Consider the following 23,848-nt stretch of genomic DNA (forward strand, 5'->3'; position numbering starts at 1 on the left):
ACTTGACGTACTTGCCGCCAGCGGGTAAAATCGCCGCCATTGTATAGACGGGGCGACATGACAATTAAATAACGGAGATATAGCGGCTGGGTCTTTGATGTCACTGCGAGCGAACGTTGCGAAGCAGTCCCCGTATAACAGGAGAATTGCTTTGGGCTTGCGCCCTTGCAATGACAGAAAGATCACGAGGTGGAGGTTCTCCCGTGCGAACGGGACGCTAATCCCTCACCCATCCTCCCCCAAAGGGAGAGGGGTGAAGCGGAAAAAATCGGATAGATCAGCGGATGCCTCTGGAGCCAGATTCACTGGCTTCCTTCTCCCTTCCAAAGCAAGCGGATTTGGGCAAAGGAGTTTAAAAAAACTCTATTGCCCGGCACCGAAAACCATGCGGCGACGTGTGGGACAAGGTGGCCGCAGTGAACAGGCCGATTGAATCAATCGCATGAGCCGATTGCCTGCAGCGTTTGGAAGGGCGTTTCTTTTTCATACCAGCGTGCATTGAAACAGGTATGCCCAGGCATATCTGTTTTTTATTTCCCCTTCCAGAATCAAAAGGAACGAAAATGAGCAAGAAACGGGTCGCGCGTGGACAAATCACAAAATACAATCTCCGCAACCAAAAGGAGATTGATATGGAAAACAAACTAGAACCCTCACAACATTATAGATTGATCGAACAGGCCATTCAGTACATCGAAGCCAATGCACAGCGCCAGCCGGAACTGGAAGAGATCGCCTCCGCGGTCGGTGTGAGCGGATATCACTTCCAGCGCATGTTCACACAATGGGCAGGTATCAGCCCCAAGCGCTTCCTGCAATTCCTGACCAAGGAACACGCAAAGGAACTGCTCAACCATTCTGAAAACCTGCTCGAGACCACGCATCAAGTCGGACTTTCGAGCCTGGGACGCCTGCACGATCTATTCGTCAACACGGAGGCAGTGACACCGGGTGAGTACAAATCCCGCGGCGCCGGGCTGACCATCCGGTATGGCGTGCATCCCACCCCTTTCGGCAAATGCCTGATCGCCACCACTGAACGGGGCATCAATCACCTGGGTTTCGTGGACAGGAGCGAAGGCAAAGCCATCGACAATCTGGTTGCGGATTGGGAACAGGCGAACATGGTCGAAGATTACAAATCCACCGCCCCGCTCGTCACCCGCATCTTTTCGGACCCCAGGCCTGATTCAGCGCTCAGCCTTCATCTACGCGGGACGAATTTCCAGATCAAGGTCTGGGAGGCGTTGCTCAACATCCCCACGGGCGCAGTGACCACCTACGAGCAAATCGCTGCGCAAATCGGAAAACCGCTGGCAGTGCGCGCCGTCGGCACCGCTGTTGGACACAACCCGATCGCCTATCTGATCCCATGTCACCGCGTGATACGAAAGAACGGCGACTTCGGAAATTATCTATATGGGTCAGCACGGAAGAAGGCGATTCTGGCCAGGGAACTTGGTGTGTGAGATAAAAATGCCGGTCACGGCCGCAGCGTAACCGGCAAAAGAAAAAGGAAATGAATGAAAACTAAAATCTGGATTGCACTACTGGCGCTCTACATTGTTTGGGGTTCGACCTACCTGGGAATCAAGGTTGCCATTGAAACCATCCCGCCGTTCTTTCATGCGGGGATTCGGTTTCTCATCTCGGGCATGATTTTGGTGATTTGGCAGCGTTCTTCAGGTATTCAAATGCCTACACGCAGCCAGTGGATTTCCACTGCCATCATCGGCAATCTGCTCCTGCTTGGCGGCAATGGGTTGGTCTCCTGGGCAGAACAATTCATCCCCTCCGGAATTGCGGCACTGGTCATTAGTTCTGTACCGATATTCCTCGTGATCGGGGAAGCCCTTCGCCCGGGCGGTGTGAAGCCGAACTGGCAAGCCATTCTGGGCATCCTGATCGGCTTTGCAGGCATCTACGTGCTGGTCGGTCCGTCAAAGGACACGGACGGCATGGTACTTAACGTCTTTGGCGTGGTCGCCCTGCTCTCCGCCTGCGTGTTATGGACATTTGGCTCCATTTACAGCAAAAACGCCGACCTGCCAAAGTCCGTCTTAATGTCCACGGGCGCGCAGATGCTGATGGGCAGTGTTGGCTTGTTCATCGTTTCAGGTTTGACGGGCGAATTGAGCGGTTGGGATGTAACTGCCGTGTCGGCACGCTCGATCTACGGGGTGCTATACCTGATCTTCATCGGTTCGTTGATCGGTTTCGTTTCATACGGCTGGCTGTTGCAGAATGCACCGATCTCGCTGGTGGCAACATACGCCTATGTCAACCCGATCGTGGCGGTACTGCTCGGCAATTGGTTTGGAAATGAACCGCTCGAGCCGCGCATCTGGCTGGCGACAGCGATCATCATCGGGTCGGTCATGTTCATTAATAGCAGAAGCAAGCCTCGGGTCCGAAAAGAGGCGGAGGAGGTTGTCCATGGAGAGTGACCAGCAATTAATTGTCAGATAAATCGTCGAAAACAATAATCCAAAAGGAGAAAAAACGATGGACGGTAAAGAATTAATCAAGCGGGTGAAGGAAGACAATGTCAAGTTCCTATCACTGCAATTTACGGATGTGATGGGCTCGGTAAAAAGCGTGGACATGCCGATCCGCCACCTTGAAGGTGTGCTGGAGGACGGCGCGTGGTTCGACGGTTCATCCGTGGAAGGGTTTGCGCGCATTCAGGAAAGCGACATGCGCTTGAAGATCGACGTTGATACCTATGCAGTACTGCCGTGGTCTTCGCCTGAATCCCGCCGCGCGCGCGTGTTTTGCGACATCTTTATGCCAGATGGGAAACCTTTCGAGGGCGACCCGCGCGGCACGCTAAAACGCATGTTGAAAAAGATCGCCGACCGCGGCTGGAAGTTCAACATTGGTCCTGAGCCCGAGTTCTTCCTATTCAAGGGAGCGAACGGACACGGCATTCATCCTGTCCCCCACGATACGGGCGGCTACTTTGATTTTTCATCCTTCGATGAAGCGGTTGTCGTCCGCACCGCGCTGATGGATGCGCTTGACAGCATGGGACTGGACGTGGAAGTGGGTCACCATGAAGTTGCATTGGGACAGCATGAAATTGACTTCCGCTACGCGGACGCGCTCAAAGCTGCCGACAATGTGTTGACCCTTAAGTACACCGTGAAGGCCATCGCCGCCCAGCATGGATTGGTCGCCTCTTTTATGCCGAAGCCTGTGTACGGCATCAATGGTTCCGGTATGCACTGTCACCAGTCTCTCTTTGACATAAAGTCGGGCGAAAATCTTTTCTTCGATGCAAAGGACGAAGCCAAGCTTTCCAAACTGGCGTACTCCTTCATTGCAGGACAGCTGGAACATGCCCGTGCGCTCGCTGCGGTGGTCGCTCCAACCGTAAACTCATACAAGCGCCTGGTGCCCGGCTATGAAGCACCTGTGTATATCGGCTGGGCACAGCAGAACCGTTCGGCATTGATCCGCATTCCGCGCTACACAGAGGGACGTGACAAATCCGTCCGGGCCGAACTGCGCTTCCCCGATCCATCATCAAACCCGTATCTGGCATTCACCGTGATGCTCGCCGCTGCGCTTGACGGCATTGACCGCAATCTCATCGCTCCAAAAGCGCTTAACAACATCAACCTGTACCATCTGGACAAGGAGGAGCGCGCCAAACTCGGCGTGACCGAACTGCCCGGCTCACTGGGACAGGCGTTGGCGGAGTTGGAAAAGGACGAAGTCTTGAAGGCGGCGATGGAGCCCACCACGTACGAAGCGTATATGCGCGCGAAATTGGAGGAATGGGATGAGTACCGCCTGCGCGTGTCGGATTATGAGATCGAACGTTACTTGGAAACAGCATAACAACGATTAGCTTTTAGCGATAAGCAAGTAGGAGAAGCATCCAGAGTCAATGGCTCTGGATGCTTCTCTTCGTTTGTTGCGGGGGGAGGCTGCACCGACATCCTGCGATATAATTTGAACAAGGTACCAAGTGAATGACCTCCGCATCCCTGATTGACACCCTGAAGAGTTATATCCCCGACATTTTACAGAGCCGTATTTTAAGCAACCCAACTCCGCCCAATAAACCTTTTGCGGAAAATTATTCAACGGCAGTTCTATTCGTGGATATTTCAGGCTTCACCGCGCTGACAGAACAATTCGCGGCAAAGGGACCCTCCGGCGCGGAGGATATTTCCGCGGTATTGAATGATTTTTACGGGCAGTGGATCAAGATCATCAAGGCCTATGGCGGGGATATCATCAAGTTTGCCGGGGACGGGCTGCTGGTTATCTGGCAAAACGACAATCTGGAAGAAGCCACCCTACACGCGGCCCAAACCGCGCTGGAAGCACGCAAAAAGCTGGAGAATTTCCGCGCCGGAGACCGTACCCTCTCCACAAGAATCGCGATCTGCGCCGGGCAGGTCGATTTGACGGGGCTTGGCGGGGTGTTCAACCGCTGGGAGGTTGTCATCACGGGGGATGCCATTGACCAAGTGGCCAGGGCGCAACTATCGCTTGAACCCGGGCAGATCATTACCTCTCCGCAGGCATGGGAAAAGCTCAAGGAGCATGCATGGGGAGGTCATGTCCAGGATGGGCATGTCTTGCTGGACGGGATCAGCACAAAGGTCGCAGGGGAGGCGGAACGCGTCTTTGACCTGCAGGAAAACAGCATCCCGGCATTAAGATCCTACATCCCCGGCGCGATCGCAAAACGCATTGACGCGGGACAGTCCGACTGGCTGGCAGAACTACGGCGTGTCACCAGCCTTTTTATCAACATTCCCGAAATGACCCACGGGACGGATACAGATACCGCGCAAAGAATATCGGAAATATTACAAAGTGTCATTTACCGGTACGAAGGCAGCGTGAACAAGATCGCAGTGGACGAAAAGGGCGTATCCCTTTTGGCGGCATTCGGCCTGCCCCCCTTTTCCCACGAAGACGACCCGTTGCGCGGCGTGCTCGCCGCACAGGACATCCACACCGCGATCATGGAACTCGGCTTGAGTTCCTACATCGGCGTCACCAGCGGACGAATCTTTTGCGGCGTGATCGGAAACACGACCCGCAGGGAATATACGATCAACGGCGATTCGGTAAATTTGGCGGCGCGGCTAATGCACGCGCTTACCGCGGGGATGAATGCGCCGGATGGAAGTGAAGTGCCTATTTTATGCGACTCAAGCACACACGAAAGTACAAAAAATCGTGTGGACTTCATTACCCTGCCACCGATCAGCGTGCGCGGAAAATCACACCCCGTACCTGTTTTTGTACCGCAGGCGCGCCACGCAAAAGACATGGGCCAGATCGCATTGACGGATATGATCGGGCGGGAGAACGAACGCTTTGCGCTGGCGGAGGCCCTGCGCGCGCTAGTCACAAAAGAAAGCAGGCTTGTCGTCATTGAAGGCGAGGCGGGGCTTGGAAAGTCACGGCTGGTGGAGGAACTGCTTCGCCAGGCGGATGCGATGAATGTAAACGTCCTGCTGGGGCTTGCCGAAGCCATCGAACAAAGCACGCCCTACCATGTATGGAATAATATTGCTGGAAAAATATTCAACCTCGATGAAAAGGAAAGCGTGACGGAACAAAAGCTCTTCTTCGAGAAAATGATCGAGGACGATGAAGACCTAAAGGAACGCGCTCCCCTGCTCAGTGCGGTTTTGCCCTTTATGATCCCTGACAATGAAAGCACCAGGAATGTGATCGGCGATGCACGCGCCAGCGCAATGCACAAGCTGATCATAGAGAGGCTTGAGAAGGTTGCCGGCACATCTCCCATTGTTTTGGTGATCGAGGATGTGCACTGGCTGGATTCGGGTTCATGGGCATTGTTGAGTCTTGCAGCACGACGCGTCCATCCGTTACTCATCATCATTACGATGCGCCCGTTGGGAAATGCCGCGCCGATTGAATTTGTGCAAATACGCGAAATGCCATCCACGCGCCTCCTTCCGCTGGCACCGCTCGGTAATATACACATTGAAACACTGTTATGCCAGCGCCTGGAAGTAAAGATGTTGCCCGATGAACTCGTATCCTTCATCCGCGACAAGGCGGAGGGTCATCCCTTTTACAGCGAAGAACTCGCCTACGCATTACGGGACAGCGGTTTTATCGAAATAAAAAACAACCAATGCACTATCACGCCCAGGGCCGGGAAATTGGATGATCTGAACCTGCCCGGCTCGCTGGAGGGGGTCATCACCAGCCGCATAGACAGGATGCCGCCCCCGCATCAACTCACGCTGAAAGTTGCATCTGTCATCGGTCGCGTGTTTGCCCTCCAGGAATTATCTGCGATCTATCCGATTAAATCGGAAGTGACCCACCTGCCTGAATATCTCTCCCATCTCGAGAGACAGGAGCTGACCATCCTGGACACTCCCGACCCTCAAACCTCCTATTTATTCAAGCACATCATCACCCAGGAAGTGGCATACAACCTGCTGCTCTTCTCGCAGAGACGCTCCCTGCACCGCGCCATCGCAGAATGGTACGAGGGTTCATTCGTGCGCGATATCGTCACCTACTATCCTGTGCTTGCCCATCATTGGAAACAGGCGGATGTGCCTCAAAAAGCAATCGAGTATCTTGAAAAAGCGGGTGAGATGGCTTTTCGAAACGGCGCATATCGTGAAGCCATCCAATTCTTCTCGCAGGCATTGGAAAAAGCGAAGACTGCCGGAGATGCCAATCTGTCTCTCGTTAAACAGGCATACTGGTTGAGGTCCATAGGTGAAGCGCAGATGGGCCTCGGCGAGATGGACTCCGCACGCGGCTCCTTCCGCAAAGCCACCCTGCTTCTCAACCATCCCGGTCCAACGACAACCACCGGGATCATCTTTGGCGTACTGTGGCAGTGGCTCATCCAAAGCCTGCACCGCCGTTTCCCCGGATTTTTTATCGGGCGGTTGAAAAGGAAGGACAAGGAACTCCAGGAGGCCGCGCAGACCTTTACCCATCTCGGCTATGTTAATTACATCAAACTGGAAACTCTGCCAATGCTGTATCACGTGCTGCGGAGTTTAAACATTTCCGAGGATGGTGGCAGCATGTCTCCTGCGAGGGTATGGGCATTGGGGACCACAAGCGCGATCCTGGGGTTTATCCCCTACCATTCGCTGGCTAAGCAGTATGCCGAGAAGGCATTACATGCTTCGGCGCAGGTCGACAATCCACGCTCGCAAATGTGGACACATCTTGCAGTGGGCACATACAAACTCGGTGTGGCGGAGTGGGAAGCATCACGTACGTCCCTGCTAAAAGCGAAGGAACTTGCGTTAAGCACATCCGACAGACAGATCGAGGGCAATGCCGAAGTCGTGCTGGCAGGCATGGAATATTATCGCGGCGGCGATTTTGAACTAAGCCAGAGGTATTACGACAACCTGCTGGTCCAAACAAAACAATCTGGAAATCATCTGCACCTGACCTGGTTAACGTACGGGTTTTCCTTCCTGCACATCGTCCGCGGGGAATTCGAGCAGGCCCTTGAGAACGTCAAGGACGGCGAGAGTCTCGATCCCACCCCGATCAACCTTGTCCATTTGAACTGTATCCGAGGGATTGCCAACTGGCGGCTGGGCAGGGAGGCTGAAGCGATCAGTCATTTTTCAAATGCCTGGCAGATCGGGCAGTCCCTGCCTCCACAGGTCTATTCGCTGTTGATGGCGTACCGCACCATGGCGCAGGTGGTGTCTGAAATCCACGAGCAGGGAAAGACATTTGATGTTCGCGGTTTGCGCACAAACAGTGAAATCAGGAAGTCATTCAAAACGATCATCAAACTACTTAAGAAATACAGACCCGCCTTCCTGATTGGAGAACCCGCGCTGCTCTACTACCAGGGCGCGCAGGCATGGATGGATAAGAGACATACCATAGCCTTCAAACACTGGCATTCCAGTGCAGAAGCCGCGCGTCGTCTTTCCATGCCCTGGGACGAAGCCAATGCCCTGCGCGAGATCGGCAAACACTCTGAGGGCGAAATCCGCAGGGAATACCTGCAAAAAGCGCTTGACTTGTTCACATCGTCGCGGGCACAATATGACATGCTGAATACAAAAAAGCTGTTGGAGGAATATAAAAAGGCTTCCGAATGATCACTCGGGAGCCTTTTTATCACTTGTGCTCAATGGATCGTGCCGCGTGCAAGCTCCATGATCTCATCCTTATCCTCGTACACACGTACCAGTTTTCCGTCCTGCATTTGCAGGACGCGGTCCACGAACTGGCACATCCGCAGGTCATGCGTCACAACAATGCCTGCGCGCCCATTCTCGTGGATAAGGTTGGCAAAGGTTTCCACCACCTGAAAGGCACGTTCGGTATCGAGGGATGCGGTCGGCTCATCTGCCAGCACCACGGCCGGACTATGGATCAGCGCACGCGCAATCGCCACACGCTGTTGCTGTCCGCCGGACATTTGCGCAGGCAGGTTATGCAGCCTCTCCGCCAATCCCAGACGCGCCAGCAATTCATCCGAACGCAAACGGCTTGCATGATCCAGCCTGCCGTTCAAACGGAGCATGAATTCCACATTCTCACGCGCGGACAAGAACGGGATTAGGTTATTAGACTGGAATGTAAAACCGATCTTCTCGCGGCGCAGTTTTACACGCTTCTTCTCGTCCATTGAGGCGAGGTCCTGCCCATCAATCAAAACCCGTCCGCTGGTGGGTGTGAGCAAAGCCGCAAGCATGGACAGCATGGTGGTCTTGCCGGAACCACTGGGTCCCACCAGAGCTACAAATTCGCCCGACCTTACCTGAAACGAAACGCCATCCACCGCGTTGATGGTTGCGCCATCCAGCGAAAACGATTTAACCAAATCACAAACTTCAAGTGCGATATTTGACATGCGATTATCCCAATCTGAGCGCTTTCAACGGCTCGATGCGTACTGCATAAATAATGGACACCATCCCGCCAAGCGGACCAATTGCCAAAAGCAGGAGGACCGCAATCAATGAACGTGCCCCGTTAAAAACCAGCGGGATCGTCGGAGGGAATCCAAGTGAAAATAAAAATGTCAATCCGCCTCCAATCCCAACCCCGAGGGCGGTCACTACAATGATCTGGATCACCGCTGACAGCCCGACCACTCCATTGGACGAGCCGATCGCTTTCAACACGCCGATCTGCGGGACTTTTTGAAGGATCTGGATTTGAAAAAAACCGCCGATAACCAGGATGCCGATCAACAGCGTGAATACGCCCTGTGTTTGGACAGTACCCTGTTGTGCGGAATAACCGGGAATGTTATTAATGGTTGTCGGAATATCCGCAACTTCGATATTTGAAACTTTGTCAACCAGGTGCGACGACATGTCATCCGCCTGTGAAGGATCAACCAGCTTCACTGCGATGATGTTCGGATACGGGGTGTCGCTGGTCAACTCCGATTCGGATTGTGGGCGGATCTTTTCCCATGTGGCAGGCGGGACAAATATGGTGGGCTGGAAGAAATACGATTGTCCATCCACCAGACCGACGACTGTCAACTCGAAGAATGTATCCTCCGTCCCCTGCGTGGAACGGATCTCGATCACATCCCCAACCTGAATATCAGAGCGCAAGGCCACGTTGCGGTCAATGACCGCTTCGCGGGCTTCTCCAATGCGGAACTCACGTCCCTGGATGATGGGCGGCATGCCCGGCCTGCCGGGCTCAGCGCCCAGCATGGATACCTTCAAAGGCTCCTCCAGGGAGACGATCTCCGTACTGGACGTGTAGATTGCGCCTGCATCCGCCACCCCCTCCACACGGCGGACAGATTTGATCGTTTTCGTGTCCAGCCGGCTGGCGGAAATGATGTAATCCGATTTATCCAAAAAGACGATCAACTGAGCGTCCAGATTTGACACATATTGACGGTTGCCATTGGCAAGCCCTTCACCCAGCGCGGCAATGAACAACACCAGCAGGGTAATGAGCGCGATCACAAAAGCCACAAGCAGGAAACGTCCGCGGTTCCGGATGATTTCCTTGACGGCAAGATAGTTTGCAAGAAACAAGTTTTTCATGGTTTACACCACCGGCTTCGCATCAAACGGTTTCTTCCAATCCGCGCCCATGATGCCGTGCAGGATCAGGTCAACGGGTGGATGATCGGCGATATCTTCATAATAGTAGGGCAGGCGGATGCGTCCGTCCCTGCCGATGATGAACGTACCGGACCTTTGATAGGCGTCCTGTCCCTGTTGAGGAAATTCAGGTTTGTAGCCTTTGCGGCGCGCCAGCTTGCGGTTGGAAAGCCAGATGCGCGGAGAAAGCAGGGTCTGCCATATATTGCCGCGATACAGACCATAGGCGCGGTATGCAGCCCGGTTTGGGTCTGCAAGGCAGACCGCATTTGGCGCACGCTCTTCGCAGAATGCCTTGGCCGATTCTGCCGAGGCATGGGAAATGACCACAAGGCGCAATCCCCTCTCAGTCAGGGCTTGGTGCGCGTCAAATAGCTGATCCACCATCTCCTTGCATTGCGGACAACCATAATGGCGCGTGAAGGCAAGTACCAATACTTCCTTCTTCCACAAGGAGGAAAGCTGCACAGGTTTGCCTTCTGCGTCGAGCAATTCCACGTCTGGCGCAGGGTCATTGAATTTTAGTTGGATTTTTACTGCCATATCTTCCTTCATCTCACAAAATAAAATCCGCACTGCAAAACACGGATTCTTCAAAATCGAATAGATTGACTATATCAGATTGTTCATGTTTTGTCAATGTTTTGCAAAGGGTAATTATTTGTATATCCCAAACAAAAAACATGGAGCATACAAATCGTGTATGCTCCATAAAAAACTACGCGATGTGCAGGATGGATTTCTCCACCTTATTCCCCATCTTTGCCATGCGCCGCCAGCTGCTGTTATCATTAAGTGAGATCCAGCGGCGCTCCTCAGTGCGATAGAACCAATCCTTGTCCTGCTGGTAATACACCAGCACGCCCGTGGATTCCCAAATATTCAGGATTTCATTTCCGTGCGCATGGGTGTCGTCGAAGTCCGTTGTAGCCCTCTGGCCCATCTCGCTGTACAACTCATTCAATTCCAGTAAGCGTGTATTGATCTCAGGAGAAAGATGGCTGACCTTGAGCCCGATGCGCCTGGCTTCCTCGAACAGGATCGGGTATCCGTGCGAAGGGTATTTCGAATTTAGCGTGGCGGCGATCTTCTCGGCGACCTGCTCCTCCTTGATATGATAGGCCAGCAATTCCTTGCAAAGCATGATGGATAGGGATTCAGCGCGGTCCACTGCGCCGATGACCAACGGATGCACATGCGCGAACAATTGCTGATATGGATTCTCGCTCGTATCGGACCCTTGAGCCTGCCACAATTTCACGACGCGGTTCAATTCATCCAGGCTGACACTCACACGGTCATTGTCGCGGTCGATCGGGGAGAGCGCATGGGTCAGGGACGTATCCACCGAGGTCAGGTAGGCCATCGGTCCCATATGGATTTCGTTCGCACCGAGCGTGATCATGGTCGCGGCGGAAGCACATTCCAGCGGAATAACCGCCACGACCTCCTTGCAATACTGACGCAGGAGATTCACGATCCGCAGGGATGCCTGTCCGTTGCCGCCGCTGGATTTGATGAAGAGATAAATCTTTTCCTGATGCCCGATCTTTTCAAGCAATTCAAATAAAGCCAGCACGTCATCGTGACAGACGCTTCCGCGCGGATTATTGAAATATGTCACCAGAGTGCCGCCCAACATTTTGTTGGCCTGTTTGATAATGGCCTGTGTCTTCGCGAACAGGATGGGGGGTTGTTTTTCCCCGTGATCATTATTCTTGTTGTTTTTTGCCATGCATTAATCTCCTAACCTTAAGATAGGCCGGATGGTAACACCATTTTCAAAAATCATGATTGTACGAAAGTTCCATCTACCTGTGCGACCACAGCCAGCCGCCCACAAAGCCGAGTAATTCCCCCAGGAACACAAAGGCGATCACTCCCGAAAGTCCCGCATTCATCAGCCAGTTCGTTATTCCAAACAAACCAAATACAAGCAGGTTATATGAAAACAAGCCGCCCAGCAGGATTCCCAGTGTCCACCGATAGGCAGAGCGGCGGTTCGTGACACGGATGGCGACAAAGTAGGAAAGCCCTGCGCTGGCAAGGATGACAAGCATGGCAACAACCCAGGCCGGGAAGTGCGGATACCCATCTTCGGAAATATAGGGATTCACTTCTGCGACAATTTGCGGTTCGGGAGTCTGCACGATGGACTGGGTCAGCTCAGGGACGACCACTGTCACCGCGACTGCACCGGATTGTGAAACGTCCAACTGCAGGACCTCCGAGATGGTGGCAGGTTCGCTGGCAACACGGATCTCGAGCAGGCCGGGCTTATCCAAACCGAAAGACGCACGCGCAATCCCCTGTATGGTAACCGCATCCACTTGCTGCAGGATGCCGCCCCCCTCCCCGGTCAGCAGCATGGAGAATTGCACCACGGTCCCATCCGGGACAGGGTGCCCATTGCTGTCCTTGATCTGGCCGGTGCGGATGGCGATGGTATCCCCAATGCGGAAGAGCGGGATTGGGGTCGGCTCAGGTGTAAGCAAAGAGCCGGGGGGTATCGGAACAGGCGGCAGGTCTATAAAGAGCGGAATGATCTGCCCGGCGTCCGGCGCCATCACAGAGATGAGGTCATATCCAACTGCCGAGACAGATACCGGCGAGGCGCCGATGGGCGTCAACTCCTGAAAGAGCAAACGCGCGGCGACATCCACAAATTGCGGCTGTTTGCTATACAGCGCATAATAGGCGCTGAACTTGGAAATAGTGGTCGTATCAAAATAATAGGGCGCACCGAAGGAAAACAAGACCAGACGCACATCGCGAAAAAGGTCGGGGCGTTCGCGTAAAAAGCGGCTGATGAGTGCAGGTTGTCCCTGCGACGAGTCGGTCAGCGAGATGACAATCCACTGGGTGCGGTCGAGGTCTTCATCCATGAGCGTGGTGTCAGCGGGGGTATCCAGCAGGGATTGTAAATTCTGGAACGAGTAGGATGTCAGCCTGAATCCTTCCACTTGATTTCCACTTTGAGGTCCGTAAAGCTGAAGGACGGCATTTTCCAGCGCATCCATGGCCAACAGGGTTTGAGAAGCACAGTCTGTGCATTGTCGTATTGTGAACACATCGGTAATAAATACCAGTCTCTCGTTCGGCTGAGGTGGAAGCGGAAGCACGGAGGCAAGGTCCTGCAGGTCCGGGCTGATGAGCGTCGCAGAGTTGCGCCCCACGGCAAAAGTGATGTCGGTACCTGTGCCGATTTCGTCCAATCCAGCATCCGGCACCAGCACATTGGAGAGGGTGAAATTTCCGTACAGATCGAGTTTTGCTGCAAGAATACGCGCCACGGATGCGTCGACACGCTGTGCAAAGGCGGGATCCTCGCGGTATTTTTGGGCAAAGAAATCGAGAATGCGAATGGTGGTGGTGTATGTGTCCGGTGCGTCATTGGACTTTATATTTCCAAGATATAAAATATCGTTCCCGGCCAGAAAGGCATCCCGCGCGACAACCCGCGCAAAAAATTGTCCGCCGCCAGACGCATAGAATTCCCGCACTGAACTCGTGCCGAGATTATCGCTGATCAATAAACCGCCAGCGGAATACCAATCCGAAAATTGAGGCAGCGCCATGATCTGGCTTAGTGCCTGCGGGTCAAAACTGATCGGCTTAGTGGTTGCGCGGATGTTTCCCTGAAATCCCTGATAACGGATGTGCGAAACAAGCAGTCCGTCCACGGTGGTATCCTGTGAAACCGCATTGCCGGTCACCGCAAAGAACGGCGCGAGTTCGATCTGCTTTAACTGCTCCAGCGATTTTCGGACCGTGGAAACTTCATCTTCGGGAAGCCTGTCCGCGCCGCCCACACCCGGGAAATGCTTCGCGATCACAAGCAATTGTTTGTCACTGCCCTTGTGCAAGCCGTTGACAAACGCACGGCCCATTTCACCCACCCAAAATGGATCTCCACCAAAAACACGCGTGCCCAAGTCGCTGCCTGAACTTGATGGGGTTTCCAGCACATCCAGGGAGGGACCGAAGAAAACGTTAAAGCCCAGCGCGGCGAGTTCGCGCCCGCGCACTTCGCCCACCTCTTGAGCAAGGTCCGCATTCCAGGTTGCACCAATCGCCATCTCGCTCGGCAGGGGTGTCAAACCGTTCAAGATTTGATCGGTCGGCGGGCCATCGCCCTCCTGCGCAATCCCAATAAAGAGCGGAACATAGGCCAGGGAATTTTTCTCCCCGGTCACGGGATTTGCTTCTGCATTAATGGAGGTATCCCATTCCAGGCGTTGCAACTCATCAACCAGCGCATGGGTTTGCACAAGTGTATCCGTCGCTGAAAAATTATCATTCCCTGCCTGCAAAACCACACCGCCCACATGATAGCGGGTGATCAGGGTATGAATTTGCGAGGCGGTCGTGGCATCCATTCCATTGATCGAGACCAGGAACAATTGCCCAATCCGTTCCTCCGGGGTCATCGAATTCAAAATGGATCGAACCCTGGGAGGCGGCGTGGAAGTTTGCGCATGCGCCGAAACAGGTGCAAGCGTCACAAGGAAAACAAGCAGGAAAATAATTCGAGTTAACCGCATGGACTGCTCTTATAACACGATCTGGCTTTAAGACAAAACGGACGCCGCTCGAGGAACGGCGTCATGAGAATACTCGCTTCACTCCCCGCCCGAGCCTGCTTCCGGCATTCGGACAGACTCACATGCTCCTCCCAAGCGACTGCAGGGCAATCTCGGGATCATCGCTGAAGATACCATCCACACCCCACTCTTTGAGCCGCGTCACTTCCTCGGGCGTGTTCGCCGTCCACACATGTACGCGCCGCCTGATGCGGTGTGCGCGCTGAACCTGCTCCCTGCTCACGCTTGAAATATGCGGGTGCAAAGCCTGGTAATCGCCAAACATGAACCCAAAAGAGCGCGCCCACAAACCAAGCAACCCCGGCATGGCAAGCAAACCGCGCGGGATTTCGGGCAGGGTTTGTACGGCAATTTTCAAATTGGACGCGAAGAAGGATGAAAAGATGATCTGTTTTTGATTGTTGTGACGCTTGATCAGTTCACAGACTCTTTGGGTCAATCCATCGCGCGGGGAATTGTAATTGGTCAATTCGATGTTGATCAATTTCTCCCTGCCGACCGTTTCAAACACCTCTTCAAGCAAAGGAACCCTAGTGCCCGCAAATTTTTCATTGAACCACGCACCGGCATCCAATGTGCGGATCTCTTGAAGGGATAATGACGAAACCTTTCCGCTGCCGTCTGTTGTGCGGTCCACGGCGGCGTCATGAATGACGACAACCTGACCGTCGGCGGTTAGCTTCGCATCCAACTCGACACCGTCCGCGCCTTTCCGGATGGCCTGCGAAAATGACGGCAGGGTATTCTCCGGCGCGTGCGCCAGGTCACCCCGGTGGGCGAGAAGGATGGGATGGGGAAAATTTTCAAACATGATAATTCGGGCTCGGGTCAAGTGCGAGGCGGTTTTTAAATATCCACAAAGTACGCCTTGGCGGCATGGTCGATCATTTCGCGACTCATGACGGGCGTAACAGCGAGGTAGGATGCAATATCGATCAGCTGGTCGCACAAATCGCGCGGATGCGAGGCGCGCAGTTTACGGTTGCGTTTGATATACCATTCCTGTAAAAGATATGCCAGGCCTTGATCGTTATATTCGATATGCCGATCCTGTGCCACGCGTTTGAAGATCTCGCGGTACTCCTCAAAGGATGGGTCGCCAATTTCAATCTTGTGACGCAGGCGGCGCAGGAAGGCTTCGTCCACCAGGTCTTTTGGCGGGAGGTTGGTTGAGAAGACAATCAAGACATCGAAGGGGACTTCCACCTTGCGCCCGGTATGCAGGCGCAGGTAATCAACCCGGTTCTCAAGCGGCACGATCCAGCGGTTGAGCAAATCGCGCGGCCGTACCTGCTGGCGTCCGAAGTCGTCGATCAAGAGGATGCCTCCGTTGGCTTTCACCTGAAACGGCGCTTCATAGAATTTGGTCGTGTCGTCAAATACAAGGTCGAGGCCTTCAAGGGTCAGTTCGCCGCCGACGACGATGAACGGCCTGCGGATTTTTACCCAGCGCGGATCGCGGCGTGGGCTGGTCCGCAGGCCACCTGTGGAGCTTGCCGCAACGCCTGCTTCGGCATCGGGCGCAATGCTGTGGCTGACCGCGTCATACACCTTGATTACCTGTCCATCCAGATACAAGGCGTAGGGAATGTACATATTCTGGCTGAGGACAAGATTGCCAAATGCACGCGCAATACTGGTTTTCCCATTGCCGGGCGGACCATACATAAAAATGGATGAACCTGAATTAAGGGCGGGTCCCAGCCTCTGGAAGGTTGATTCAGAAATCACCAACTGGGAGAGGATCTGCCGCATGGTGCGCGTGGTAACAGTTAACCGTCCGCTTTTCTGGCGGCGGATGGCCTCGTTATACACTTCAAACGGCACAGGTGCCGGACCCGCATATTGACTGCGTTCCATGGCTTCGCGCGCACGCAGCACGCCCTGGCTTGTAATGCCATAGGTATACGCGCCTTCGCCCAGACCGCCCTGGGAAGACTTCACTTCAATAAACTTTTCCTGCTTCAATATGGTGAGTAAATGGTCTGTCACCCCTGCAAGAGGCAGGGTGATCTCTTCGGCAATTTTGAAACCTGTCAAATAACCGCGAAAATAGAGTACTTTAAGGATCAGGTCTTGAAGCCAGAGGGGCGAAAGACCCGTGTCTTCCAGGCTGTTGATCTGCGGAGGCGAAAACCCACCTGCAGGGACGGAGAGTTGTCCTGTTTGTCTCGTCATAATGGTCACCAATCCAAAACGGAAAATTTAAAATATCAGGTTGATTATACTTCTTTTCGTTTATAATCCAGTTCATATGAAACTATCCGTCATAATCCCGGTTTACAACGAAGTTGAAAGCATTGAAACCATTTTAAAGCGCGTACAGGCCACAAAACTCGTCCATGAAATCATTGTCGTTGACGACGGTTCGCAAGACGGCACGCGCGACATCCTGAAAAAATTGGGAAAGAAAAAGCGAGTGCGCGTCATCCTGCATGAGCAAAACAAAGGCAAAGGTGCGGCAGTGCGGACCGGCATGTCTGCGGCAAAGGGCGACGTGCTTCTAATCCAGGATGCTGACTTGGAGTACGATCCGCGCGACTATCCCGAACTATTGAAACCCATTGAGGAAGGACTTGCGGAAGTGGTCTACGGTTCTCGCTTTCTGGGGCGCGCCCATCGGGTAACGATGTTCTGGCACATGATTGCCAATAAATCCCTGACCCTGATGACCAACGTCCTGTACGATACCATTCTGACCGACATGGAAACAGGGTACAAGGTATTTAAACGCGAGGTCATTGAGGGGGTTACCTTCCGTGCCAACAGCTTTGACTTTGAGCCTGAATTCACGGCAAAAATGCTTAAGCGCAGGTATCGGATTTTCGAAGTGCCGATCACCTTCAATCCCCGCGATTATACACAAGGCAAGAAGATAAAATTACACGACGCCTTTGCAGCGGTTTGGACATTGCTCAAATACAGGTTTGTGGATTAATCAAAAAAAGCGGCCCCCCGCTTGCCCATGGATGTTGTCATCCTCATTTCTGGTCGATAACATCCATGTATAATTTAGAATATGGAATGGAAACAGAAACTCCAAAACGAATTTGATAATGCGGAGAAGGCCCGTGCACGCGGCAATGAGGGGCAGGCGCGGGTCTGCGCTCGGCGCGCGGCGGGTATCGCCATTCGGGACTACCTCACCCGCAAAGGGATTCGTCCCCCAAGCACGAGTTCGTACGATCTCCTACATCTCATCAAGGATGAACCGCTTCTCCCCCCCGACCTGAAACTGGTCGCTGACCATTTGACCTTGCGCGTCACCGAGGAATTCAAACTGCCCGTTGAAGCGGATCTTGTTGCAGAAGCGCGTGTATTGTGCGATTGGTTAAATAAAACAGTAGACCCTACTGATCTTCAGGATCAGTAGGGTCTACTGCCAAAAAAGGCTTACAATCCGCTTTTACGCCCAACCAGATAATAGAAAGTGCGCGCAAGCGTAACAATCAGAAGCATCCCAGACATGACACCGCCAAAGACGAAAAACAATCTGCGCCAATCCCCCAGGCGTACCTTAATTTCCTGACGGTTGGGTACCCGGATGCGGTCCTGCAGGCGTTGGACAATATCCTTCGGAGGCGGTACAAGCTTCAAGGCCCCGGCAAGATGTGCCTCGATTGCATCCAGATTTTCTTTACGGGTCAGGTCTGTCGTACGCTTCGCCATGCTATTCCCTATTCATCATTTAATCCGCAGGGTAGAGGATCAACCCAACCGTACCGGGGCCGAGGTTTGCCGCGATTGAAATGGACAGGTCGTTGATCATGGTTTCCTTGCAGGTGAAATGAGTCTTCGCCTCATCCAACAGCGCCTGGCCTGATTTTAAATCACGCGCATGCACCACCGCAAGATATACAGATTGTTTACCGTACTCCTCCTTCGCCATTTCAATGACACGATCCAGGGCTGCTTTGCGTGTGCGGACTTTTTCCGTCATGTTCAATACGCCGTCGCGCAGGACCGCGATTGGCTTTACATTAAGTACAGATGCGAGTGCGGCTTGAAGCGTACCCACGCGTCCGGACATTTTTGCATATTCAAGTGTATCCAGCGTTAAGATAACGCGCACCTTGGATTTGATGTCCTCCACATACTTGACGATCTCATCGACACTTTTACCGGCGCGCTCCATCTTGCGGGCTTCACGGCACATCATCCCAATACCCAGCGAACCACACGCCGAGTCGATCGGAATGACATTGAACTCGCCCTTTAATTCCTCGGCAGCGGTAACCGCGGAGGCGTAGGTGCCCGAAAGTTTGGCGGTGATATGAATGGAAAGGATCGTATCGCCCTTTTGAGCGATCTTGCGGTAGAACTCAACAAATTGATGCGGGGAGGGTTGGGAGGTTTTGGGAACGCGCTTGCTCTCGTCCACCAGTTTGTAAAAACCCTCATTATCCAATTCCACCCCCTGAAGATACGACTTTTCCCCGAACAAAATATTTACCGGGATCGTATCAATGCCGTATTCCTTCTCCCATTGGGGGAGGAGGTCGGCTGCGCCGTCGGTCACAATTCTCAACATGGTTTACTCTCCTTCAAGGTTAAAGTTTTGGTCTTCCAATTGATCGCGAAGAGCCAGTAACGTACGATGGTACAGGCTTTTCACGGCTCCCTCACTTCTTCTCATGATCGCGCCGATCTCAGCGTTTGACAGGTTTTCCACAAATTTCAAGATCAAAAGATTCTGCCGCTCGGGGGGCAGTTTGCGGATCATTCGCAACAACGCCTCCTGCTCTTGGGAACGGACCAGGTTCTTTTCAGGATGATCGCCCTTGGTCGGCAAAATGGGCAGGTCATCCAGCGGAATTTCCTGCTTGCGGCTGCGGTCACGATGCCAGTTCGCAACTAGGTTATGGGCTATGCGATACAACCATGCCGAAAACGGAACGCCGCGGTCGGTGTAATTCCTGATGTGATTCATCGCCCGCTGAAAGACACGGGCAGTGAGATCCTCCGCATCATGAGGATTTCCGGTGCGGTAGTATACATAATTGAAGATGCGTTCCACATAACGCTCATAAAGTTGACCGAAGGCATCACGGTCGCCTTTTGAAGCAAGCGCAAGAACTTCCTCTTCGTTGTATTCCTGTTCCGACAAATGAAAACCTTACCGGCGGACCTTGATTAAATAACACCGCCGGATTTGAGAAGTTGCACCCAGTATAACATGGCCAATTGCGGGTCATAAATTTGAGGCGCAAAAGCGGATTGGTATAATTAAAGGTTGGTTTGCTGTTTGAAGAGCACAGGCGTTTTCAGAACACTTGTGCTATAATTGATTGGCTTTTCCATTCCTCAAAGAAGGCTATATTCATGTCATCCAATAAAATCCGTGTGGTGGGCGCGCGCGTCCATAATTTGAAAAATATTACGGTTGAAATTCCCCGTGACAAGTTCGTGGTCATTACAGGCTTATCGGGGTCAGGCAAGTCGTCGCTGGCGTTCGATACCATCTTCGCCGAAGGTCAGAGGCGTTATGTTGAATCGCTTTCCGCGTATGCGCGCCAGTTCATCGGGCAGATGGACAAGCCGGATGTGGACTACATTGACGGTCTCTCCCCCGCTGTTTCGATCGATCAGAAATCCACCTCGCACAATCCCCGTTCGACGGTTGGTACGGTAACGGAGATCTATGATTACATGCGTTTGCTGTTTGCGCGTGCAGGTATTCCGCATTGCCCCGTGTGTGGACGTGAGGTGGTCAAGCAGTCGGCGCAGGAGATCGTGGACAAGATCGAAAAACTGCCCGACGGCTCACGCGTGCTGATCCTGTCTCCCCTCGTGCGCGCCCGCAAGGGTACATATCAAGCTGTCTTCGAGGAAATCCGCAAGGCTGGCTTCACCCGCGTCCGTGTGGATGGAACCGTATCCTCCCTGGACGATGAAATTGAATTGGATCGTTACAAGCAGCATACGATTGAAGCGGTCGTGGACCGTCTCGTCATTTCCAAAAACGGGGATAGGGAGGAAAAGAAAGCCGCGCGTACACGGCTGACCGATTCGGTTGAGACCTCGCTCAAGTTTGGCGAAGGCTACGTCACCATCAACCTGGTGGACAAAAAGGAGGATATGCAATTCTCCGAGCACCTCGCCTGCCCGGAGCATGGCGTCAGCATTCAGGAAGTGGAACCGCGCACCTTCTCGTTCAACACACCGCAAGGCGCCTGCCCGGACTGTCAGGGACTTGGCTCAAAACTGGAAATTGACCCGCAACGCATCATCCCTGACGACAGCTTGTCCCTGAACGATGGAGCGATCATCAGCATGGAGTGGAGTGGACCGAAGGTCGAAGGCGGTTACTACTGGCAGAGTCTCATCAACGCCGCGAAAGCATTTAAGATCGATCTGGATAAACCTGTAAAAGAGCTGACCAAGGATGCAATGAAAATCGTCCTGTACGGCACAGGCGACAAACAAATCCAGATGACCTATCAGGGCGCGAACGGAAACGAGTTCAAGTTCACGCGCGCGTTTGAAGGTGTGATTACCAACATGGAACGCCGCTACCGCGAGACAAACTCGGAATACATCCGCGAGAAGATCTCCGAGTTCATGTCAGACCGTCCCTGCCCAAGCTGCGGGGGGAAAAGGCTGAATCCCGCCGCGCTGGCAGTCACAGTGGATGACGTGAACATCGTGGAAGCCAACTCATGGCCCGTTCTGCAGACGTTGGACTGGGTCAGGAAGATCGCAGGAAAAAACTCCCCGCTCACCTCCAAGCAAAGGACAATTGCAGAAAGAGTGATCAAGGAAATCAGCGAGAGATTATCCTTTCTGGTCAATGTCGGTCTGGATTATTTAACCTTGAACCGTTCCGCCGTGACGCTTTCCGGCGGAGAGGCACAGCGGATCCGTTTGGCAACGCAGGTTGGCTCCCGTCTTGTTGGCGTGCTGTATGTATTGGACGAGCCATCCATTGGGCTGCATCCACGCGACAATGCGAGGCTGCTGGAAACGTTGAAAGGGTTGCGCGACCTTGGCAATACAGTCCTGGTCGTTGAACATGACGATGAGACCATCCGCGAGGCGGATTGGGTGATCGATCTCGGTCCCGCCGCAGGCGAGCATGGCGGGCAGGTCATCGCGGAGGGCACCCCGAGACAGATCCTGGCACACCCAAAGTCGTTGACGGGACAATATCTTTCGGGGCGCAAACAGGTTGATGTCCCCAAAAAGAGGCGGGAAGGAAACGGCAGGGCATTAAAAATAATCGGGGCTTCCGCAAACAACTTGAAGGGTATTCATGTCGCGATCCCGCTTGGAAAACTGGTTTGCATCACCGGCGTTTCAGGATCGGGCAAATCCACATTAATGAGCGACGTTATGTATAACGCGCTTGCGGCAAAGTTGATGGGTGCGCGCACGTCTGCCGGCGAGCATGAAAAGATCGAGGGCATCCAGCATCTTGATAAGATCATCAACATTGACCAGTCGCCGATTGGACGCACGCCGCGCTCGAACCCTGGAACGTATACGGGCCTGTTCGATGAGATCAGAAAATTATACGCGGAGCTGCCCGAAAGCAAAATTCGCGGATACAAGCCCGGACGCTTCTCATTCAACGTGCATGGCGGGCGCTGCGAAGCCTGCCAGGGACAGGGCGAGCTGCGAATCGAAATGCAGTTCCTGCCTGACGTGTACGTACCATGTGACGTGTGCCACGGCAAACGCTTTAACCGTGAGACCTTGCAGGTTCTTTTCAGGGAAAAATATTCCATCTCTGACATTTTAGACATGACCGTTGACCATGCACTGAGCGAGTTCCAGAACTATCCTCAAATGCAAAATAAGCTGAAACTGCTGCAGGAGGTTGGACTTGGCTATGTGCGGATCGGTCAGGCGGCGACGACCCTCTCCGGCGGTGAAGCCCAGCGCGTGAAGCTCTCGAAGGAATTATCACGCCGCGCAACGGGGAGGACAATGTATGTGTTGGATGAACCAAGCGTCGGATTGCATGCGGCGGATGTGCACAAATTGATTGAAGTGCTGCAGAGGCTAGTCGATTCGGGCAATTCGGTTTTGATCATCGAGCACAATCTCGATATTATCAAGATCGCAGACTGGGTGATCGACCTCGGCCCCGAAGGCGGCGATCGGGGCGGAGAGTTGATCGCAGAAGGCACGCCTGAGCAGGTCATGAAAGTGAAAGAGTCTTATACAGGCAAATACTTAAAGGCGCACATGAGGCGGGCAAGTAAATAGCTGCACAGGACCAAGCCGGCTTGGTCCTGTATCATGTTCCGTTTCCCGACAACACACACATTCATTTTTCAGGTAGAATTATTTTACATAGCGTTGGATGGGAAACCGCATCCCAAGAAGCGCTTTGTGAAAAGGAACCTTCCATGAATAATAGACCGCCCATTTCACCCATCTCGTCCGATGTGATCAGTTCGTACCGCAAACGCCGAAATCGCGGCGGCTTCAATGTGATCACCATTCTTGCCGGCGCTTTCGTGTTGGGTGGTATCGGTTTGCTGGTCTACTGGCTGACGGGTCCCAGCAAGCCGCTCGGCGCGCTCTTTGCCACGGAAACCCCCACCCCAACCCTGACGTTCACACCGACCCCCCCACCCCCGCCAAGCTCAACACCGACGGAAACCCCGACCGCTACAATCACCCCCACTCCAACTTTCTCGACACCCTTTAATTACACAGTGCAGGACGGGGATTATCTTGCGCTGATTGTCGAAAAATATAATCTCGGAGATGACGGCATCGGCCTGATCCTGCTGCTAAATCCCTATAACGCAGAAAATGGGATCGGCATTAACCCGGCCACACAATACATCATCCCCGGCCAGATCATCCTGCTCCCCAACCCGGGCATGCAACTGCCCACCGCCACCTCCATTCCAGCCGACCTGCCGCGAGGCACGAAACTCCAATATACCATCCTGGCCGGCGATTCGCTGGCTGGCATTGCCGCACTCTTCAACAGCACCATAGACGCCATTATTGCCGAAAACAATATAACCGACCCCAATGCCATCCAGGTCGGGCAGCTGCTCATTATTCCGGCAAACCTCGTCACCGTGACGCCGACGCGCCCGCCCACGAGCACACCCATCACGCCGGGACCCGGCACCGTGCTGCCCACCGTCACATTCACACCAATCAATTAACCCGCGTACACCAAATTCCGCA

General features: G+C 53.5%; 18 protein-coding genes. 8 read left to right on the forward strand and 10 right to left on the reverse strand.

From position 1 onward, the window contains the following. Window positions 1-632 precede the first annotated feature (632 nt). The 4 genes from QY332_17815 (at window position 633) to QY332_17830 (ending at window position 8,105) form a co-directional block, all read left to right on the forward strand. The gene (locus QY332_17815; protein ID WKZ35471.1) at window positions 633-1,469 is read left to right on the forward strand and encodes a methylated-DNA--[protein]-cysteine S-methyltransferase; all 837 of its coding nucleotides are present in this window, start codon (window positions 633-635) and stop codon (window positions 1,467-1,469) included. Window positions 1,470-1,523: 54 nt separating this feature from the next. Next, complete coding sequence (locus QY332_17820; protein ID WKZ35472.1) at window positions 1,524-2,447, forward strand: EamA family transporter; 924 nt, start codon at window positions 1,524-1,526, stop codon at window positions 2,445-2,447. A gap of 58 nt (window positions 2,448-2,505) precedes the next feature. Continuing rightward, window positions 2,506-3,846, forward strand: a complete 1,341-nt coding sequence (locus QY332_17825; GenBank protein ID WKZ35473.1) for a glutamine synthetase family protein — start codon at window positions 2,506-2,508, stop codon at window positions 3,844-3,846. Window positions 3,847-3,980: 134 nt separating this feature from the next. Further along, the gene (locus QY332_17830) at window positions 3,981-8,105 is read left to right on the forward strand and encodes an adenylate/guanylate cyclase domain-containing protein (protein WKZ35474.1); all 4,125 of its coding nucleotides are present in this window, start codon (window positions 3,981-3,983) and stop codon (window positions 8,103-8,105) included. Between the two features lie 29 nt (window positions 8,106-8,134). Here the strand turns inward: QY332_17830 and QY332_17835 are convergent, their stop codons facing one another. The 7 genes from QY332_17835 to QY332_17865 all read right to left on the reverse strand — a co-directional run bounded on the left by QY332_17835 (window position 8,135) and on the right by QY332_17865 (window position 16,870). Continuing rightward, the gene (locus QY332_17835) at window positions 8,135-8,863 is read right to left on the reverse strand and encodes an ABC transporter ATP-binding protein (protein ID WKZ35475.1); all 729 of its coding nucleotides are present in this window, start codon (window positions 8,861-8,863) and stop codon (window positions 8,135-8,137) included. 4 nt (window positions 8,864-8,867) lie between these two features. Next, entirely contained in the window at window positions 8,868-10,028 is a 1,161-nt protein-coding gene (locus QY332_17840; GenBank protein WKZ35476.1) for an ABC transporter permease, read from the reverse strand. A 3-nt stretch (window positions 10,029-10,031) separates the two neighbouring features. Beyond that, window positions 10,032-10,631: a peroxiredoxin-like family protein gene (locus QY332_17845; protein WKZ35477.1), complete on the reverse strand. Its 600-nt coding sequence runs from the start codon at window positions 10,629-10,631 to the stop codon at window positions 10,032-10,034. A 175-nt stretch (window positions 10,632-10,806) separates the two neighbouring features. Then, window positions 10,807-11,823: an ATP-dependent Clp protease proteolytic subunit gene (locus QY332_17850; GenBank protein WKZ35478.1), complete on the reverse strand. Its 1,017-nt coding sequence runs from the start codon at window positions 11,821-11,823 to the stop codon at window positions 10,807-10,809. A 76-nt stretch (window positions 11,824-11,899) separates the two neighbouring features. Next, window positions 11,900-14,632 carry a glycoside hydrolase family 3 N-terminal domain-containing protein gene (locus QY332_17855; GenBank protein ID WKZ35479.1) on the reverse strand — a complete coding sequence of 911 codons (2,733 nt, stop codon included), beginning with the start codon at window positions 14,630-14,632 and terminating at the stop codon, window positions 11,900-11,902. Between the two features lie 118 nt (window positions 14,633-14,750). Further along, on the reverse strand, window positions 14,751-15,503 hold the full coding sequence (locus QY332_17860; GenBank protein WKZ35480.1) for a glycerophosphodiester phosphodiesterase family protein: 753 nt from the start codon (window positions 15,501-15,503) through the stop codon (window positions 14,751-14,753). Window positions 15,504-15,538: 35 nt separating this feature from the next. Next, window positions 15,539-16,870, reverse strand: coding sequence for an AAA family ATPase (locus QY332_17865; GenBank protein WKZ35481.1), 1,332 nt, complete (start codon window positions 16,868-16,870; stop codon window positions 15,539-15,541). A 76-nt stretch (window positions 16,871-16,946) separates the two neighbouring features. Here QY332_17865 and QY332_17870 point away from each other — a divergent pair, with 76 nt between their 5' ends. Together QY332_17870 and QY332_17875 are read left to right on the forward strand one after the other, a co-directional pair. Next, entirely contained in the window at window positions 16,947-17,630 is a 684-nt protein-coding gene (locus tag QY332_17870; protein WKZ35482.1) for a glycosyltransferase family 2 protein, read from the forward strand. Window positions 17,631-17,711: 81 nt separating this feature from the next. Then, the gene (locus tag QY332_17875; protein WKZ35483.1) at window positions 17,712-18,065 is read left to right on the forward strand and encodes a hypothetical protein; all 354 of its coding nucleotides are present in this window, start codon (window positions 17,712-17,714) and stop codon (window positions 18,063-18,065) included. Between the two features lie 20 nt (window positions 18,066-18,085). On the opposite strand, the gene QY332_17880 is transcribed toward QY332_17875, so the two are convergent. From QY332_17880 to QY332_17890, 3 genes are read right to left on the reverse strand one after another with little or no spacing between them, the layout of a single operon-like run. After that, complete coding sequence (locus QY332_17880) at window positions 18,086-18,361, reverse strand: hypothetical protein (GenBank protein ID WKZ35484.1); 276 nt, start codon at window positions 18,359-18,361, stop codon at window positions 18,086-18,088. Between the two features lie 19 nt (window positions 18,362-18,380). Further along, window positions 18,381-19,223, reverse strand: a complete 843-nt coding sequence (locus QY332_17885) for a DegV family protein (GenBank protein WKZ35485.1) — start codon at window positions 19,221-19,223, stop codon at window positions 18,381-18,383. A gap of 3 nt (window positions 19,224-19,226) precedes the next feature. Next, entirely contained in the window at window positions 19,227-19,799 is a 573-nt protein-coding gene (locus QY332_17890) for a sigma-70 family RNA polymerase sigma factor (GenBank protein ID WKZ35486.1), read from the reverse strand. A gap of 215 nt (window positions 19,800-20,014) precedes the next feature. Here QY332_17890 and uvrA point away from each other — a divergent pair, with 215 nt between their 5' ends. Together uvrA and QY332_17900 are read left to right on the forward strand one after the other, a co-directional pair. Next, window positions 20,015-22,903, forward strand: coding sequence for an excinuclease ABC subunit UvrA (uvrA, locus tag QY332_17895; protein WKZ35487.1), 2,889 nt, complete (start codon window positions 20,015-20,017; stop codon window positions 22,901-22,903). Window positions 22,904-23,046: 143 nt separating this feature from the next. Then, on the forward strand, window positions 23,047-23,826 hold the full coding sequence (locus tag QY332_17900; GenBank protein ID WKZ35488.1) for a LysM peptidoglycan-binding domain-containing protein: 780 nt from the start codon (window positions 23,047-23,049) through the stop codon (window positions 23,824-23,826). The last annotated feature ends 22 nt before the right edge of the window (window positions 23,827-23,848 follow it).

Source organism: Anaerolineales bacterium, assembly GCA_030583885.1.
In the GTDB taxonomy this organism is placed as follows: domain Bacteria; phylum Chloroflexota; class Anaerolineae; order Anaerolineales; family Villigracilaceae; genus Villigracilis.